Consider the following 17,201-nt stretch of genomic DNA (forward strand, 5'->3'; position numbering starts at 1 on the left):
ACAGGACCTAACGGTCACATACCGCTCAGCGCTCCCTTCCGGTCCTGAAGTGATCTGGTCCGGTCGATTACAGTGCTTCGCCAGGCATAGTTCGACGTCCAGGGGAGGGGCGCGGGGTGAGCGCAGCAGCTACTGCCGTGTGGGGCCGGGCCGAGCAGCAGGACTTCCGTGCCCGGGTGCGCGGTGCCCTGCTCGGTGGTGCCATCGGCGACGCGCTCGGCGCCGGGGTCTCGGCGCTGACCCTGGAGGAGATACGGGCGGGCCACGGCCCCGAGGGCATCGCCGACCTCGTGCCCGCCCACGGCCGCCGCGGGGCCGTCACCGCCGTCACCCAGCTGACGCTGTTCACCGTCGACGGGCTCATACGCGCCCAGGTCCGCCGTGACACCGGCGCCTGGCATCCGCCCACCGATGTGCACCGCGCCTATCTGAGATGGGCCGCCACCCAGCGCGACTGGGGCCCCGACGAACGCCGCAAGGACAACGGCTGGCTCGCCCGCGAGGAGTGGCTCTACACCCGCCGCAACGCCCCCAGGGCATGCCTCGTCGGGCTGGGCGACGAGACGATGGGCACCCTCGAAGCGCCGAAGAACCCGACCGCGTGCGACGCAGGCGCGCTGGTGCGCTCCGCGCCGTTCGGGCTGCTCGTGGGCTGGGAGCCGCAGTTGGTGTGCCAGCTGGCCGTGGAGTGCGCGGCGCAGACGCACGGCCACCCCACCGCGTATCTCTCGGCGGCAGCGTTCGCCGTCATCGTGCACGGTCTGGCCCGGGGCGAGACCCTCGACGGCTCGGTGCAGCGCGCCCTCGCCCTGCTGGCCGCGCGGCCGGGGCACCAGCCCGTCACGGACGCCCTCCAGCTGGCGCTCGGCACCGTACGCCAGGGCATTCCGGGCCCGGCCAGGATCGCCTCGATCGGCGCGGGCGACAACGCCGAGGACGCCCTCGCCATCGCCGTCTACTGCGCGCTCGTCGGCGAGGACATCCGGCACGGCCTGCGGCTCGCCGTCAACCACGACGGTCCCTCCGAGGCCACCGGCTCCGTCACCGGCGCGCTGCTGGGTGCCCTGCACGGCGAGACGGCCCTGCCGCCCGCCTGGCTCTCCGAGCTGGAGGGCCGCCCCACCGTCATCGAACTCGCCGACGACTTCGCGATGGAGATGACCCAGGGCCCGGCCCTGCACGGCCCCACGGTCGCCTCGCCCGGCTGGCTGGCCCGCTACCCCCGCAGCTGACGCGCGAGGGCCCGGCTCCACCCCTGGGGAGCCGGGCCCTGGTACGCGGGACGCAGGCGGGCGTGTCAGCCGTCCGCGCCCTCGCGGCCCAGCACCTTCGCCTCGGCCGGCTCGGCCGGCGCCGGCACGCTCGCCGTGGCGAGCCCGGAACCCTCCGGCCCGTCGTCGTCCGTGTTGATCCGGGCGATGACCGCGTCACGCTCGGGGGTGTCCTCCGGCTTGACCAGGCCGATCACGATGTAGAGCACGAGCGAGATCGCCAGCGGTACGGAGACCTGGTACTGCAGGGCCACATCGGTCCTGGCGGTGCCGTCGATCTCGTAGTTGAGGAAGAAGAAGGCGATCAGGCCCGCTGCCCAGCTGGTGAGCGCCGCCGTCGGTCCGGACTTACGGAACGGACGCAGCAGGCCGAGCATGAACGGGATCGCGATCGGGCCCATCAGTCCGGCCACCCACTTGATCACGACGGTGATGATGTCCTTGAACGTGGGCGAGTTGACCTGGGTGGCGATCGCCATCGACAGCGCCAGGAAGGAGATCGTCGACAGACGCGCGGCGATCAGCCCGGCCCGCTCGGTCCAGCTCCGTGCCTTCTTGGAGATGACCGGCGCGATGTCCCGGGTGAAGACCGCGGCGATCGCGTTGGCGTCGGAGGAGCACATCGCCATGGTGTGCGAGAAGAAGCCCACGATGACCAGGCCCAGCAGACCGTGGGGCAGCAACTGCTCGGTCATCAGCGCGTAGGAGTCGGACGCGTCCGGCTTCTTCGCCTCGACGAGCAGCGGTGCGCACCACATCGGGAAGAACAGCACCAGCGGCCAGACGGCCCACAGGACCGCCGAGAGCCGCGCCGAGCGGGTGGCCTCACGGGCGTTGGCGGTCGCCATGTAGCGCTGCGCCTGGTTCCACATGCCGCCGTTGTACTCGAAGGTCTTGATGAAGAGGAACGCCAGCAGGAACGTCACGGTGTACGGTCCGGCGGTCGCGTCCGTGTGCCCCTGGAGCTCCGGCTCGTCCCAGATGGTCCACAGGGTGCTGAAGCCGTCCAGTTTGCCCATGACCGCGATGAGCATCGCGAGTCCGGCGAAGAGCTGGATGATGAACTGCCCCAGCTCGGTCAGGGCGTCGGCCCACAGACCGCCGACCGTGCAGTAGATGCCGGTGATGATGCCGGTGATCAGGATGCCCTGGTTGAGCGAGAGACCGGTGAAGACGGAGAGCAGGGTGGCGATCGCGGCCCACTTGGCGCCCACGTCCACGATCTTCAGCAGGAGGCCCGACCAGGCCAGCGCCTGCTGGGTCTTGAGGTTGTAGCGGTTCTTCAGATACTCCAGCGGCGAGGCGACATGCAGCTTGGAGCGCAGGCGGTTCAGCCGCGGCGCGAAGAGCTTGGCGCCGATGAAGATGCCGATGGCGATCGGGAGGGACCAGGTCACGAAGGACGTGACACCGTACTTGTAGGCGATGCCCGCGTAACCGGTGAACATCACCGCGCTGTAGCCGGACATGTGGTGCGAGATGCCCGACAGCCACCACGGCATCTTGCCGCCTGCGGTGAAGAAGTCGCTGACGTTGTCGACGCGCTTGTGCGACCAGAGTCCGATCGCGACCATCACACCGAAGTATCCGGTGAGCACGGTCCAGTCGAGACTGTTCATGTGCCCCCTCCTGGGGTCCGCCTTGTGAACGCCGTTCATGGTGTGTCCATGCGCGCGGCCACGACAACGACCTGAGGGGTCAAGTGCAAGTAAAATTGTTCGAGTTAATGACCTCCATTCACATCTGTGACTGAGGGAGGGGTCAAAAAGGGCGGCTACCGCATCAGTTCACCCGCGTTGACGAGCAGCGACTGACCCGTGATCGCCCGGGCCCGGTCGGATACGAGAAAGGCCGCGGCCTGTGCGACATCGCCGTCCGTGGCCAGCTCCGGCAGTGCCATCCGCTCGGTGAGCCGTGCGAGCACCTCGTCCTCCGGCACCCCCTCGGTGTGCGCGGTGAACTGGACGTACGCCTGCACGGGCGGCCCCCACATCCAGCCGGGCAGCACCGTGTTGACCCGGATCCGGTCCGGGCCCAGCTCGCGCGCCAGCGAGTACATCGCCGAGGTCAGCGCCCCCTTGGATGCCGCGTACGCCGCCTGCCACACCTGTGAGGGCGCCGCCACCGCCGACTGCGTCCCGATGATGACGACCGAGCCGCCGCGCTCCTTGAGTCCCGGCAGGCAGGCCCGGGTCATCCGCAGCGTGCCCAGCAGATTCACGTCGATGACCCCCCGCCAGGTCTCGAAGTCGGCGTCCGCGAGCCCGCCGAAATAGCTGTCCCAGGCGGCGACATGGACGACCGCGTCGATCCGCCCGAAACGCTCCAGCGCGAGCGCGGCCAGCGCCTCGCACTGCGCCTCGTCGGTGATGTCCGTGGCACGGTGGGCGGTGTGTGAGCCCTCGGGGTCCATCTCGCGCGCCGACTTGGCGAGATGGGCCTCGGTGCGGGCGCCGAGGACCGCGTTGCCCCCGTCCCGTACGACGGTCGCGGCGATCTGATGGCCGAGCCCGGCCCCGACGCCGGAGACGATCACGGTCTTCCCCTGGAGCAGCATCTGGGCGCCTCCCGGCACTGGCAGTTCTTCTGACGGGGCGTCAGAGTAGGTGCCTCCACCGGAGGAAGGAAGGGGAGCGTCGTGAGCGAGGACACTCGGTCAGAGGTGTACGCGGAGCTGGCGGGCGTCGGTCCCTACGGGGTGCGCCCCGGCCACGCCCTGATCACCATGGTCGAACCGCAACCGGGCCATGAGTACGCGTACAACCGCTGGTACGAGGACGACCACTACTACGCGGGCGCGATGGCCATGCCCTGGATGTACGCGGGACGGCGCTGGGTCGCCACGCGCGACCTCCAACTGCTGCGCTACCCGGAGAAGTCGGCCGTCGCCCAGCCCGTCACCGCGGGCTGCTACATCTCCACGTACTGGATCACCGACGGACGCTACGCCGACCACATGAAGTGGACCGTCGGGATCAACAAGCGGCTCAACCGGGACGGCCGCGTCTACCAGGACCGTACGCACGTCTTCACGGCCTTCCAGGACCACGAGGCGACGGTCTACCGGGACGGGGCGGCCGGCCCGCGCGACTATCACGCGCTGGACCATCCGTACGCGGGCCTGGTCGTCGAGGTGATCGACGCGGAGGGGCCCGAGCAGCGGGCGGAGCTCCTTGAGTGGCTGCGTACGAAGCATCTGCCCAAGCGGCTTGCCGGATCGTGCGCGGCGATGGTGACCGTCTTCCGGCCGACACCACTGCCCGGCGACCGGATGACCTATGTGAAGCAGGTCGAGGGTGTGGACACCCGGCTGACGCTGCTGTGGTTCCTCGAGGAGGACCCGAGGGAGCGCTGGGACTCTGCATTCGCAGGCCTCGACGTGGCGGTCGTCGAATCGGGGCTCGGGCGGGTGGAGCTCGTGGCTCCCTTCATCCCCACGGTCCCCGGCACCGACCGCTACGTCGATCAACTGCGCTGAGGCGGGGCGGGCGTGTCCCGCGGGGCGGCCGGACAGCAACCAGCCCCCTCGGCCAGGACGGCGGACCAGTCGAGAGGGCTTGACTCGGGCTGTGGCTAAGAGGTGCGTGTACGGCTCAAGTCACGCACCGCGCGGCGTGGTTCGGCTGACGTCAAGGACGAACGCCGACCACGTCTCGGCGGTGAAGTCGAGGACTCCCCTGCGGGGCTCCTTCGAATCGCGGACCGCGACTGTGGCGGCGCTCTCTGCCTTGACCTCCACACAGTCTCCGTTGACGGCGGAGTACGAGGACTTGGTCCATTCCGTCAGCGCATCGTGCCGAATCAGCATGGTGACTCCGATGGTTGTGCCAGTTGTTGGGCCTTGTGCGCCCAGCCGCTGAGGGCAGCGGCTCTGCGGGCGACGCTACGCCGCAACATCATTGGAGACATGCGGCGTTCACCCATCTGGATGGCATATTCCATCGAGATCTGTTCAGTTGAGGATGCGCGGGTGTATCGTGCGCGCCCCTAAGCTTGTTGCTTGATCACGGGCTGCAGCTTTCCGCCACTTTGTGAATGAACTCCCGGGATTGCTCGGCGCTCAGCGCCTTGGCTCGCAGGTGCTCGTACATGACGGCGTAGCTCTGGACGTCGTTGGCCTTCTCCAAGTAGAGATCGCTGGTGACCCCCTCCAGGTAGACGACGCTCGCGTCCATCGCCTCCTGAAACTCAAGGATGGCGAACTTGCCGTACATGCCAGGATGCGCCCCGACGTCGTACGGCAGTACCTGCAGCGTGACGTGCGGCTGTTCACTCAACTGCGCGAGATGCAGGAGCTGGTCAGTCATGATCTGCCGATTGCCGACGACGCGTCTCAGCAGTGCCTCGTCGATCACCGCCCAGAAGCGGAGAGGGTTGACCGGGTCCGTCAGGCGATCCTGGCGCTTGAGGCGGATCTGGATGCGTTTGTCGATCTCGCTGGGCGTGGCTTCGGGCCACATCCCCTCGATCACCGCCTGCGCGTACTCACGCGTCTGCAGCAGACCGGGAACGATCAGTGATTCGTACACCCGGAGACTCGCCGCGTCGGTCTCCAGGCCGATGTAGACGCTGTACGGGATGTCACCGAAGGCGTGCCACCAGCCCTGCTGGCGGGAGTCCTTGGCCATTTGCATCAGCGAGTCGACGATCCGGTGGTCCTCGACCTCGTACACTCCGCACAGGTCGCGGACATCGCGCTGACTGATGGATCGGCGGCCGTTCTCCAGGCGGCTGATCTTCGACTGGGAGACGAGCAGACGCTCCGCCACCTCCTCGGCCGTCATGCCCTTCAGCTCTCGGAGCCGGCGCAGCTCCTGTCCCAAACGGCGTCGCCTGACGGTGGGGTTGACATTGGACGCCACGGAAACTGCACCTCCGGCTGCGTAGCTGAGCGTATCTACCGCTCAGCAGACTGCCACCAATGGTCGTGGCTGCGCTGCGAAATGGCTACACAGGCGTCATGCGCGAACGCGCGGGGCAGCGATGAGGCTGCCCCGCGCGTTCTGTGCGGCTCCCGGACCGGGTCAGTGGGGACGTCGGTGCGGCGGTTTGGTGCGGCGGTCTTACGGGTGGTGCTTTGCTGCTGCTTCTGTGTCAGTGCAAGGCGACGCGGGCCATGGTTCCGCGGCGCGGTTGCATCGCTGCCACGGCTGCCGGCTGCCTGGTGCCGTTCACCGCGGTGGGATTACGGCGCGGCTGAGCGGCCACACCGTTCTGGACGTCCATCACGGCGTGCGCCACGAGGCCGCCCATCGGGTCGTGCCTGATGAGGTCCCGCAGACGGGACCTCGAGGAACGCCCCTCGTTGCCGGGGTACAGGTGCTTGCCGAGTCCGACCGCGTGGGCCAGTGCGGCGAGCGCCGCGGTCCGCGGGTCCGGCGGTACGCCGGTGCGGATCGCACTGTCCAGCCGGGCCCTGATGTCCCGGCTGATCGCCGTGTCCGTCGCCTGGTAGCGAGTCGTCGGCAGCACTCCGCACATCTGGCCCGCCACGGCATGCACCATGCCGCACCGCTCCAGATGCGAGAGGTAAATCTGGCGCAGCCCCAGTCGGGGCCCGCCGATCCAGTGAACTGCCCGTACCGGACTGCCGCGTCTGCGCAGCAGTTCCAGTGCGGAGTCCAAAGTCGGATCTCCTGTCGGCCGTGGCATCACCACGGCGATACGATCCCCGTCTGGGGCTATCCGTCCTGCCAGAGCCAGCTCTACTAGCTGGGCTCCGGCCAGGCCGAGGTCGAGCGACTGCGGCTGCGCTGTGGTACCCGTGGCCGGGTCCAGAGCGAGCAACAGAAGCTCCTCCGGAAGTGTTCTGCGGCTCCTGCCCATCCATGCCTCCCCGCGTGGATGTACGACAGGGTGACCCCTCTCACATTGGTCTGTCGAGAGCGCCTGGGTGCTTTCTGAGGGAACCGGCAGGTATGTCGTTCTCGTCTAGGCCCGGGAGCGGGGCTCTCACACAGGACACTGGTAGATGGTTCGGACAACACGGGCTGTCGCGTGAGGATGCCTGTGAGTACGTACGTATGGCCCAAGAACGCATGACGCAAGACTCATGGAGGAGGCACGGTGGCGGGCGAGTCCCCCGACAAGTCGGAGCAGCGGAAGTCGTCGGGGGAGACGACTCCGGGTGAGCGCGACCCGCGCCTCGCCGTGTTCCGGCAGGCATCTCCGGGGGCGACGGCTCCCCAGGTGGACCAGGCGACGGCGGTCTTCAAGCTGCCGGCGGAACGGACGGCGTCCGAGCCGGAGGCCGAGCCGGGCACGGAGTCGGGTTCCGTGGAGAACGACGCGAGGCTGCGGGCCGCGGTGGCGGCGTGGGTGGCCGGCGACGGGGACGACGCGCCGGACGCGGACGCGCAGGCCGCTCCGGCTGCCGACGCCGACGATGCGGACGCTGACGAGACCCCGGTGGCGGAGGACGCGGACGACGCGCCGGACGCGGACGCGCAGGCCGCTCCGGCTGCCGACGCCGACGATGCGGACGCTGACGAGACCCCGGTGGCGGAGGACGCGGACGCCGAGGTGTCGGACGCGGACGAGGCTCCCGCCCGGGATGACGCGGAGGAGGACAAGGCTCCGGTTGCCGCGGACGCGGACGAGGAGGCCCCTCTGGTCGCCGAAGACGCGGACGTCGATGTTCCGGATGCCGAGGAGCGCGAGGAGGCGCCTGAGGGCGACGAGGACGCGTCCGCAGACGCAAAGTCCACGCCCGCTGAGCCCGAGCCCGAGCCCGAGCAGGAGGCGGCCGACGAGGCCGACGCGTCCCCGGACGTGCAGCCCGAGGCCGACGCGGACCCTGAGCCAGAGGCCGAGCCTGAGCCCGAGGCCGACGCCGTGAAGCCCGACACCAAGCCTTCCGACGAGGGCAAGGACGAGGGTGAGGGCAAGGGCGAAGCCACCCCACCCCCCACCGAATCCGCGGAAGCAAACGCTCTGGCCAAGCCGCCTGTCGATCAAGCCACCGCCGTCTTCAAGACCCCCCGGCGGCCCGCCGTCGACCAGCCCACCACCGCGCTCAAGGTGTCCCCGGCACCCCGCCCCGAGGCCCCCGCCGAGCGGAGCAGCACCTTCGTGCCGCTGCGGACCGAGGACGTACGGACGCCGCGCGCCCCGAGCAAGCCTGACGCAGGCGCATCGGAGTCCGCGCCCGCCTCGCTCACCGAGGCCGAGCGGACCAAGCAGCAGCCCATGCCCCCGCTGCCGCCGCTCGATCTTCTCGCCGAGCTCACGAACACCCCGCCGCCGCCCCAGACCCCCGTCCGCACCGTCATGCGGCGGATCAAGATCTGGACGCCGCTCGTCGTCCTGCTCCTGATCATCTTTGCGGTCGTACAGGCTTTCCGTCCGCTCCCCGACCCCAAGCTCTCGCTCTCCGCCGAGCCCGCCTTCACCTTCAAGGGCGGAAAGCTGAACATGCCGTGGCCCGGCGAGGGCCAGGGCGCTGTCGAGGTCGAGGGTGTCGGCAGCATCGGCACGTACGGCGCGCAGAAGCCCGCCCCGATCGCGAGCGTCGCGAAGACGATGACGGCGTACGTGATCCTCCAGGAGCACCCGATCTCCGGGAAGCAGGTCGGGGAGAAGATCACCGTCGATCAGCAGGCGGAGGACGAGTCCAAGATCGAGGACGAGTCGACCGCGCAGGTGTCCAAGGGGCAGCAGTTCACCGAGAAGCAGATGCTTCAGCTGCTGATGATCCCGTCCGGGAACAACGCCGCGCGTCTCCTCGCCCGCTGGGACTCGAAGTCCGAGGCCGAGTTCGTCAAGAAGATGAATGACGCCGCCAAGAAGCTCGGCATGACCAACAGCACCTACACGGACCCGAGCGGCCTGAAGGCCACCACCGTGTCCACCCCGCAGGACCAGCTCAAGCTGGCCAGGGCGGTGCTGCAGAACGACATCTTCCGCGACATCGTCAACACGCCCAACATCACCATCCCGGGCATCGAAGGGCGGATCGAGAACAACAACACGATCCTCCTCGAGCCGGGCGTGAGCGGCATCAAGACCGGCTCGTCCACCCCGGCCGGAGGCAATCTCCTGTGGACCGCCAACACGATCGTCGACGGCAAGAACCGCCGGATCGTCGGCGCGGTGATGGGCGCCCAGAACGCGGCACTGCTGCACGAGAAGCTGACGCTGGCGGTCAAGACCTACAGCCTGCAGCTGATCAAGGCCGCCCAGGAGGGCGTCACATCCGCGACCGTCATCAAGAAGGGTGAGGTCGTCGGTCATATCGAGAACGGCCTCGGCGGCCGGGTGGCCGTTGTCGCCACGAAGGACCTCAAGGCGGTCGGCTGGGCCGGTCTCCAGGTCCAGATCGCGATCGACGACGCCGGCAACAAGATCCCGCACAGCGCGAAGGCGGGCACGGTCGTCGGCCAGGTCTCGGTCGGTTCGGGCACGGGCAAGGTGACCGCCCCGGTCGCGCTCCAGCAGGACCTGGCGGAACCTGGATTCGGCGACAAGCTGACCCGGCTCGGCTAGGTCCTGTCCGGTCGATCAGGCCGGATCAGTGAGCGGGGTCTGGTGCGTGCGATCGCAAGTCGGAGGAAGGAGCCCACGCGGAGCGTCGGCGACTGACGCAACGCGGCATGGGGCACCTCCCGTGCCCGAAGGGCTACGGGGGAGTGCGTGCCAGGGCACGCGAGCCCGGCAAGATCGGCCGGACAGGACCTGGGTCAGACCCAGACGCGTCACGTCACGCGGGCGTCCCGAGATGACGGGGCGCCCGCGTGCTAGCGTCCCGGGGCAACTTCAAGGTGCCCAGATGGCGTCCTTGAACATGAACAGCAGCAAAAAGCACGTCGGAGGCAGGCCGGCCGGGGGACCACGGCACAGCCGGGGAAGACGGAGAGAGCCGCAGTGACCACCGCTGAGCCGACACAGGCGGACGGCAGCAGCCCCGACACCGGGCTGCGAATACGTCTGCCCGCGCCCGGCCGCACCGAGCCCGGTCCTCTCGCCGACCTGCGGGACCGACTGTCTCGTCACCCCGTGCTTCTCGCGACGGCTCTCGCCGCGCTCACCCATCTGATCTGGTTCTTCTTCTTCGCCAACAGCGGCGGAGACATCGCGGCCCAGGACGCCTGGGCCGAGTTCGTCGGACGCCATCCCGACTCGGCGTACAACCTCGCCTGGTACGGCGGGATGCACCCGGTCTCGTACAGCGTCGTCTCGCCGTATCTGATGTCGCTGATCGGCGTCCGCTCGACGATGATGGTCGCCGGTACGGTCTCGGCCGCGCTGACCGCGCTGATCCTGGTCCGTGTCCGTGCCGTCCGCAATCCCGTGGCCTGCGCGCTGGCCGGGGTCTTCGCCTTCCTCTGCAACGCGCTGTCCGGCCGGGTGACCTTCGGCCTCGGGATGATGTTCGCGCTCGGCGCGGTCGCCGCGGTCTTCTGCTGGCCGCACAAGTGGCGGATGAAACGCTGGGCGAAGGCGGCGGTGGCCGCCCCGCTCGCGGGTATCGCCACGGCGTCGAGTCCGGTCGCGGGCCTGTTCCTCGGCGTGGTCGCGGCGGCGCTGTTCCTGAACCGACGCCGTCCCGGCGCGTACGCCCTCGGTCTGGCCCCTGTTGCCGTCGTGGCGGTGTCCTCGTGGCTGTTCCCCTTCTCCGGTACGCAGCCGATGTCGTTCTGGTCGACGTCGCTCCCCTTCGTGTTCGGGGTTCTCGTCTTCCTCCTCGTACCCAAGGAGTGGCTGACGGTCCGTGTGGCGGCGGCCGTCTACACCCTGGGCACGCTGCTGACCTGGCTGATCGATTCGCAGATCGGCTCGAACGTCTCGCGGCTCCCGATGCTCTTCGCGGGTGTGGTGCTGCTGGCGGCGCTGCCGTTCACGGTGCCGAAGTCCCGTAAGTGGTACGCGCTCGTCCTCGCCTTCGCGGGCCTGAACTTCTGGATCGGCTTCAAGGCCGTGGACGACATGGTGCGTACGGCCCCGGCCGCGTCCTGGAGCCGGGAACTCGCGCCGCTGGTCAACCGGCTCCAGCAGGTACGCGCCGAGCGCGGCCGGGTCGAGGTGGTCCCCGCCAGCAGCCACCGGGAGGCGTCCGCGCTCGCGCCGTACGTCAATCTGGCCCGCGGCTGGAACCGCCAGGCCGACATGAAGCGCAATCCGCTCTTCTACGACGACGACAGGACGCTGACGGCATCCGGCTACCGTGCCTGGCTCGACCGGTGGGCGGTCCACTATGTGGTACTGCCCAAGGGCTCGCCCGACTCCAGCGGCGCGAAGCAGGAGGCGGAGCTGGTGCGTGAGGGCCAGCCGTATCTGACGCGGATCTGGAGCGACGAGAACTGGCAGCTGTTCCGGGTGAAGGACCCGATGCCGCTGGCCGACCCGCCGGCGACCGTGGACCGGGCGGGCGCCGGCGAGCTCACGATCCAGGTGAAGACGGCGGGCCGGGTGCTGATCCGGATCCCGTACTCGCCGTGGCTGAGCATCGTCGACGAGCACGGCAAGAAGGTGAAGGGCCCGCAGGAGACGGAGGCGTCGAAGAAGCGGGACGACGAGGACGAGGCGAAGACCTTCGTCAATCGCCACGGCTGTCTGTTCAAGGCGCAGGAGGACTCGGAGGGCGACGAGTGGACCGAACTGCTCGCGCCCGCGCCGGGGGTGTACCGCCTGGCGGCCCCGTACCAGCTGCCGCGTGGCACTCCGTGCCCCGATGAGCTCCGCTGACCCCCCTTACCGGCGATAACACCTACCTGGGTCTGTCGTGCTGATGCATAGTGGACAGCCTTGACCTACCGAGCAGTTGGTCTACTGGTTCAGGTGCGACATGGCGTGCGAACGATGCGGGGGCGACAGCAGAGGTTCGCTGCCCGAAATGAGATGCCCGAAGTGCGGAACACGGGTGATGGGTGGGGTATGGGTGGCCCGCGAGACAATGGCGGGACGAGTCTCCCTCCTCTCCCGTACGGGAAAGATCCTGCTGGCGGGGGGAGTTGCCCTGACCGCGGTCGCCGTGGCCGTCTCGGCGGTCACGCTGTACGGAGGTGACTCGGCCGCGTCCGAGGCGAACGGGTCCGGCGACGCGGACTTCGACCCGGGCGACTTCGGCGGCGCCCCGCAGCGCATCGTCCCCACGGCACTGCCCGGCACCTCCCCGAGCGCGTCGTCGACACCCAAGCCCGCCCCGAGCCCCGGCGGCTCCGCCACGAAGAAGCCGGGCCCGCCGAAAGCCCCGGACCGGCCCTCGTACTCCGCCTGGGCAGGCCCGGGGTGCACCGGCGGCGGCCTCTACCGCGAGACCGGCCGCTTCAGCGACGGCTTCGACGGCTGGTACACGGTGAACATCGGCGGCCACAAGGGCGACGGCTGCGACGGCCGCTTCAGCGCGGTGCCGATGTCGGGCAGCGACACCAAGGACAGCCGGGGCAGGGCGACCTGGTCGTGGTACGTGGGCAGCGGATACACGACGTGCTCGGTGGCCGTCGTCATCCCGGAGGCCAACCGCGACCAGGACGTGGCGGGCGATCCGACGACGTACCGGGTACTCGCCGACCCGGACGACGAGGACAGCGCGATCAAGTCCTTCGAGATCGACCAGACGTCACTGCGGGGCCGCGGCCTGATCGTCGAGAAGATCCCGGTCACCAATCAGCAGCTGGCGGTGCAGCTGGTGGACCGCGGCAAGGACTTCGGCAGCGACGAACGCGACGGCGCGCACCACGCCGCGGCCCAGATGCGGGCGATCTGCCGCGCCTGAGGCGGTCAATCGTGCGGGGCAGCGGCAGTGGCAGCGACAGTGGCCGCCTTCACGGCCTCGTCGCAGGCGTCGCACGTCAGCCGTTCCCACCGGGGCGCATGCCACAAGGTTGGATCGGCAGCCGTGTGCACGGCCTTCTCCATCCCGGCCGCCGAACGCCCGCACATCGTCCGCGCCTCGTCCCAGTGCTCATCACCCGGCCCCGGCCAGTGAACGGCGTGCACACGGACGGGCTGGCGTATGTCGTGCCCGCTGGGACCGAAGTGGTCCTGCTCCTGCGCTGCGTCCTGTATCGCGGTGGCGTACTGACTCATGGGCAGACCCTAGGCCCGAACGGCCGTCGGGGAGAGGGGAATGCACGCCCTTTCTGTTGCGATCAACCGGCCTCGTCCAGGAGCAGGTACAACAGCCCGACCAGGCTGCCGCCGCTGACGATCTCCCGGCGGTCGATGAGGCCGCGGATCTCCCGCAGCGGGATCCACTCGATCCGGTCCGACTCGTTCATCTCGGTGGGCGGGCCCGCGTACGTGGCTCCGTCGGCGCGGAAGACATGGTGCTCGGAGTCGGTGATGCCGTTCGCGGGCTGCGCGTACACCAGGGGCTTCATGGCTGCCACCCGCCAGCCGGTCTCCTCCTCGACCTCCCGCGCTGCGGTCTGCTGGGGTGTCTCGTCCGCCTCGATGAGGCCCATGGGCAGCTCCCACCCCCACGTGTCGGTGATGAACCGGTGCCGCCACATCATCAGTACGCGCTTGCGCTCGTCGACCACGGCGGCCACCGCCAGATGCCGCATCCGTACGACGTGATGCTCGAATCGGTGACCGTCCGGCTGCTGGACGTCCGTGAGCCAGAGGTTGACCCAAGGGTTGCTGTAGATCTGCCGTTCGCCATGGACGGTCCACCGCACGAGCCCAACTCCCATTTCCAGTACTCCGAACGGCTCTGCGTGATCTGCCCTGGGGGGCATCACTCGCTGCCTGTGCGTAATGCATCGGAAGCGGAGAGTAGCGGGTCGCGTTAGCGTGGCGTCAACCGTTGTGTGATCGTCGGTCCGTTCCGCGTTGTCCTTGCCGCGGAGCGGGCTGCCATGGCCGAAAAGGGTATGCCCATGCACCTCGTTTCCAGCCGCACCCGCCTCATTAGGGCCGTCGTAGCGACGTGCGGGGTATCGGCGCTGCTGCTCGCCGCGTCCGCGACGGCCGGCTCCGGTGCCGCTGCCGCCGGGCCGGACGGCCCCGGGGGTGACCCCTCCCGTGGGGGCGCGGTCATCACGGTGACGACCGCCGAGGTCGGTGCGCCCGGTAATCCTTCGGTGGGCGTTGTCCCGTTCACGGACGCCATCTACCAGTCGTGCGCCGACGCCCCCCAGACGTCGAGGGGCTGTGTGACGGTCGGCGGCGTCAGGTATCCCTACGAGATCGGGCAGCTCGAAGTCACCGTCGAACAGTGGGTGGCGTTCCTGAACACGGTCGATCCCGAGGGGCGCAATCGCCTTGACCTCTATGACGAGACCGAGAGCTCGTCGGCGTGGCCGAAGTACGGCCAGATCAATCTCTCCGCCGGTGCCGGCAACGGCCGTCACTACACGGTGGCCTTTCCGGAATGGGCGAAGAAGCCGTACGGCTTCGCCAACTTCCTGAGGGCGGCGCGCTTCGTCAACTCGCTCTACAACGGTCGACTGATCTCCAAGCAGTCCAGCAGCAACGGCGACTTCAACTACGTCACCTACCGGGTCAGACTGTCGTCCCGGACCGAGCGCGGCATGTACGACCTGGCCCGGCGCAATGCGACCCGAGCCGATGACTCCGGCTTCGTCGTGCCGAGCCAGGACGAGTGGATCAAGGCGGCGTACTTCGACCCGAACGGCGGCGGCACCTACTCGTACTGGAAGTACCCGACCAACCCGGGAGTCTTCGGCGACGGCGACGCGACCGCACCCAACCCCACCGTCCTCAACCCCACCACCGGCGATGTCACCAACGCGGCGAACCAGCCACTGGCCTCGTACCACGCCTCCGGCCAGCCGGCACCGAGCTGGTGCCCGGCGCAGCTGCAGCCCGCCGACTGCTCCACCGTCAACCCGATCGGGCTGGACCCCATCACATATGCCGATCTCTACCAGGGCAGCCTCAGCACGGTCGGCCAGGCGGAGACCACCTCGCCGTGGGGCACGCTCGACCAGGGCGGCAACGCGGTCGAGTGGACCGACACGATCACGGCGCCCCCCACCGGACGGAACTCCGCGCGGGTCTGGCGGCGGCTGCACGGCGGAGTCTCCAACGCGCCGGCCTTCCAGATGTGGCCCTCGGCGGTCGGACTGCAACCGCAGGACAACGTGTTCTACAACCACACCTATCCGTGGCTGGGCATCCGGATCGGAGTGATCGGCGACCTGGGGCTCGGCACGTCCTGAGCCCCCGGCGCACGGTGGGGCGACGAGCCCCCGCTTGCAAGCCGGAAGCCCTCCCGCCCTGCTGGGCGGGAGGGCCTCTGAATCCCTGTCCCGGACCGTTTCCGTGTGTGCCTTCAGTTCGATCCGTACTTCTGCAGACCGGCCTGGACATCGTCGAAGGTCATCACCGGCGTGATGCTCACCTTGGCACCGAGCTCCTGGAAGAACGGTTCGGCGACGGAGGGAAGGTCGGACGCCTCCTTCAGGTCGAAGACGATGAACCCGGTACGCATCCCCTCCTGCGCCCCGAAGTACGCAGCCTCCGGTTTGACCCGGTCCAGCACCGACTTCATGGTGTGCGGCAACGTTTTGCCCGTGATCGCCTTGTTCGCCTTCTCGGTGTCCATCTCGACGGTCAGCAACACCCTCATGCTCTTCCCACCTTTCGTTGGCGCGTCGGCACACCTGTGCCCACCAGCCGATCGTCGTCGCGATCCCGGGCCTTCGCATCCGGAGCGGGCCAGTGGGGCGGGTCGGAGGGCGTGCTCTTCGCGCAGGTGCCGGTGCGGACCGCCCGGGTGGACGCGACCGATCGGGCGGCATTGCTGGCTGTCGGGCGCGTCGGCGGGGTGGCCCGGTTGTGAGTTGTTTATGTAGCCGTTAGATGATGATTCATCACTAAATCGCCCATTCGTTCCAAAGGGGGCGCACTGTGCGCCGTTTCATGGCTCTGAGGCTGGGCGCGGTCGCCGGCCTGACCACGGTCCTCACCGGCCTTCCGATCGCGGATGCCGCCGCGGCCAACTCCAGCAGCTTCGGCACGGGAGGTGACGGCCAGGTCATCCACCTGCTCGCGCGCCTGACGTCGCGCACCGACCTCGATCTGGGGGCGCCGGGCTTCGATCAGGGCGACGAGGAGGTGTTCACCGACGACCTCTTCCGTGGCAGCGTCAAGGTCGGCTACGACGGTGGCGTTTGCACGGTTCTCATCGTCGAACCGGACGGTTCGAGCGAGTCGCAGTGCGCGGCCACGTTCTCGCTGCCCGGGGGGCAGATCGCGGCCCAGGGGCTGATCCGGCTGCCCGCCACCGGGCAGGCCGAGTTCGACATCGCGATCACCGGCGGCACCGGGAAGTACCGAAAGGCCCGCGGCCACATCAGTGGGACCTTCCTGAATGCCACGGACTCCCAAATCGCCATCCACGTGACTCACTGAGAACAGTCGTCTGGCGCTTCGAAGGAGCCGGTCCGTTGAAAGACCCCCAACCGTGAGCGGTTGGGGGTCTTTCGCGGAGCGGGATGAGCCCGGCTGATTCGATTCTGATTTCATCGTGCCGAGTGCGCCTGCCCAGGCCGGACAAAGGCCGGGCAGGCGCACGATCGATTGCTGATCGTTCGGCGCTCCGGGCGGCCTTTGCTAGCTGATGAGGCCGGCGGATGCCAGGCCGCCGCCGACGGCCACTGCCCACGCGATGCCGCGCTGCCGGCGGGCGACCGTGTCAGGGCGACCTCGCGTGGCCAGCACCATCACGGAGTTGGCGGCGAACGCCGGGAGGAGAATGCCGAACAAGGCGAACGTGCCGACGGCCGACAATGTCAGCTCGACGCGAGTCGTCGCTGCGCCAACTGACACAGCCACAGCAGCGAGCGCATACAACAGCGCCGGCACATGCGTGATGTCGTCTTTCCTCAGCGGGACGGGCCCGCCTCGCTTGTGGTGGTTCCAGTGACGCCGCTCGGTGCCGAATCGTGCCAGCACCATGATCGCCACCTCCGCCACCAGGGCGATCACAGCCACATGCTCAACCGTCATGACTTCTTCCTT

16 protein-coding genes are annotated in these 17,201 nt (G+C 68.8%); 7 read left to right on the forward strand and 9 right to left on the reverse strand.

Annotation, left to right across the window (positions count from 1 at the left end; all coding sequences use genetic code 11):
• The first annotated feature begins 116 nt into the window (after positions 1 to 116).
• On the forward strand, positions 117 to 1,232 hold the full coding sequence (locus OOK40_RS34705) for an ADP-ribosylglycohydrolase family protein (protein WP_266489662.1): 1,116 nt from the start codon (positions 117 to 119) through the stop codon (positions 1,230 to 1,232).
• 65 nt (positions 1,233 to 1,297) lie between these two features.
• Here OOK40_RS34705 and OOK40_RS34710 read toward each other — a convergent pair whose 3' ends face one another.
• Both OOK40_RS34710 and OOK40_RS34715 read right to left on the reverse strand, forming a co-directional pair.
• Entirely contained in the window at positions 1,298 to 2,890 is a 1,593-nt protein-coding gene (locus OOK40_RS34710) for a sodium:solute symporter family protein (protein WP_266489664.1), read from the reverse strand.
• Positions 2,891 to 3,045: 155 nt separating this feature from the next.
• Positions 3,046 to 3,828 (reverse strand): SDR family oxidoreductase, encoded by a 783-nt coding sequence (locus tag OOK40_RS34715; protein WP_266489666.1) that lies wholly within the window; start codon positions 3,826 to 3,828, stop codon positions 3,046 to 3,048.
• Between the two features lie 81 nt (positions 3,829 to 3,909).
• Between OOK40_RS34715 and OOK40_RS34720 the strand changes: the two genes are divergently transcribed.
• Complete coding sequence (locus OOK40_RS34720) at positions 3,910 to 4,749, forward strand: hypothetical protein (protein ID WP_266489667.1); 840 nt, start codon at positions 3,910 to 3,912, stop codon at positions 4,747 to 4,749.
• Positions 4,750 to 4,869: 120 nt separating this feature from the next.
• Here OOK40_RS34720 and OOK40_RS34725 read toward each other — a convergent pair whose 3' ends face one another.
• The 3 genes from OOK40_RS34725 to OOK40_RS34735 form a co-directional block, all read right to left on the reverse strand.
• Positions 4,870 to 5,079, reverse strand: a complete 210-nt coding sequence (locus OOK40_RS34725) for a DUF397 domain-containing protein (RefSeq protein WP_266489668.1) — start codon at positions 5,077 to 5,079, stop codon at positions 4,870 to 4,872.
• A gap of 196 nt (positions 5,080 to 5,275) precedes the next feature.
• Positions 5,276 to 6,133, reverse strand: coding sequence for a helix-turn-helix transcriptional regulator (locus OOK40_RS34730; protein ID WP_266489669.1), 858 nt, complete (start codon positions 6,131 to 6,133; stop codon positions 5,276 to 5,278).
• A gap of 232 nt (positions 6,134 to 6,365) precedes the next feature.
• Positions 6,366 to 7,097 carry a GPP34 family phosphoprotein gene (locus OOK40_RS34735; RefSeq protein WP_266489671.1) on the reverse strand — a complete coding sequence of 244 codons (732 nt, stop codon included), beginning with the start codon at positions 7,095 to 7,097 and terminating at the stop codon, positions 6,366 to 6,368.
• 240 nt (positions 7,098 to 7,337) lie between these two features.
• Here OOK40_RS34735 and OOK40_RS34740 point away from each other — a divergent pair, with 240 nt between their 5' ends.
• The 3 genes from OOK40_RS34740 to OOK40_RS34750 all read left to right on the forward strand — a co-directional run bounded on the left by OOK40_RS34740 (position 7,338) and on the right by OOK40_RS34750 (position 12,984).
• On the forward strand, positions 7,338 to 9,755 hold the full coding sequence (locus OOK40_RS34740) for a D-alanyl-D-alanine carboxypeptidase family protein (RefSeq protein WP_266489672.1): 2,418 nt from the start codon (positions 7,338 to 7,340) through the stop codon (positions 9,753 to 9,755).
• Positions 9,756 to 10,133: 378 nt separating this feature from the next.
• The gene (locus OOK40_RS34745) at positions 10,134 to 11,954 is read left to right on the forward strand and encodes an MFS transporter (RefSeq protein WP_266489673.1); all 1,821 of its coding nucleotides are present in this window, start codon (positions 10,134 to 10,136) and stop codon (positions 11,952 to 11,954) included.
• A 193-nt stretch (positions 11,955 to 12,147) separates the two neighbouring features.
• The gene (locus tag OOK40_RS34750; protein ID WP_266489676.1) at positions 12,148 to 12,984 is read left to right on the forward strand and encodes an adhesin; all 837 of its coding nucleotides are present in this window, start codon (positions 12,148 to 12,150) and stop codon (positions 12,982 to 12,984) included.
• 5 nt (positions 12,985 to 12,989) lie between these two features.
• Here OOK40_RS34750 and OOK40_RS34755 read toward each other — a convergent pair whose 3' ends face one another.
• A complete protein-coding gene (locus OOK40_RS34755; RefSeq protein ID WP_266489678.1) occupies positions 12,990 to 13,298 on the reverse strand; it encodes a hypothetical protein in 309 nt (102 codons plus the stop codon).
• Positions 13,299 to 13,360: 62 nt separating this feature from the next.
• Positions 13,361 to 13,891: an NUDIX hydrolase gene (locus tag OOK40_RS34760; protein ID WP_266489749.1), complete on the reverse strand. Its 531-nt coding sequence runs from the start codon at positions 13,889 to 13,891 to the stop codon at positions 13,361 to 13,363.
• Positions 13,892 to 14,092: 201 nt separating this feature from the next.
• Between OOK40_RS34760 and OOK40_RS34765 the strand changes: the two genes are divergently transcribed.
• Entirely contained in the window at positions 14,093 to 15,397 is a 1,305-nt protein-coding gene (locus OOK40_RS34765; RefSeq protein WP_266489680.1) for a hypothetical protein, read from the forward strand.
• Between the two features lie 113 nt (positions 15,398 to 15,510).
• On the opposite strand, the gene OOK40_RS34770 is transcribed toward OOK40_RS34765, so the two are convergent.
• Entirely contained in the window at positions 15,511 to 15,807 is a 297-nt protein-coding gene (locus OOK40_RS34770; RefSeq protein ID WP_266489683.1) for a DUF3303 family protein, read from the reverse strand.
• 293 nt (positions 15,808 to 16,100) lie between these two features.
• Here OOK40_RS34770 and OOK40_RS34775 point away from each other — a divergent pair, with 293 nt between their 5' ends.
• The gene (locus OOK40_RS34775; protein WP_266489685.1) at positions 16,101 to 16,592 is read left to right on the forward strand and encodes a hypothetical protein; all 492 of its coding nucleotides are present in this window, start codon (positions 16,101 to 16,103) and stop codon (positions 16,590 to 16,592) included.
• 201 nt (positions 16,593 to 16,793) lie between these two features.
• On the opposite strand, the gene OOK40_RS34780 is transcribed toward OOK40_RS34775, so the two are convergent.
• Complete coding sequence (locus tag OOK40_RS34780) at positions 16,794 to 17,189, reverse strand: hypothetical protein (protein ID WP_266489687.1); 396 nt, start codon at positions 17,187 to 17,189, stop codon at positions 16,794 to 16,796.
• Positions 17,190 to 17,201: the final 12 nt, after the last annotated feature.

This window comes from Streptomyces sp. NBC_01481 (assembly GCF_026339995.1).
In the GTDB taxonomy this organism is placed as follows: domain Bacteria; phylum Actinomycetota; class Actinomycetes; order Streptomycetales; family Streptomycetaceae; genus Streptomyces.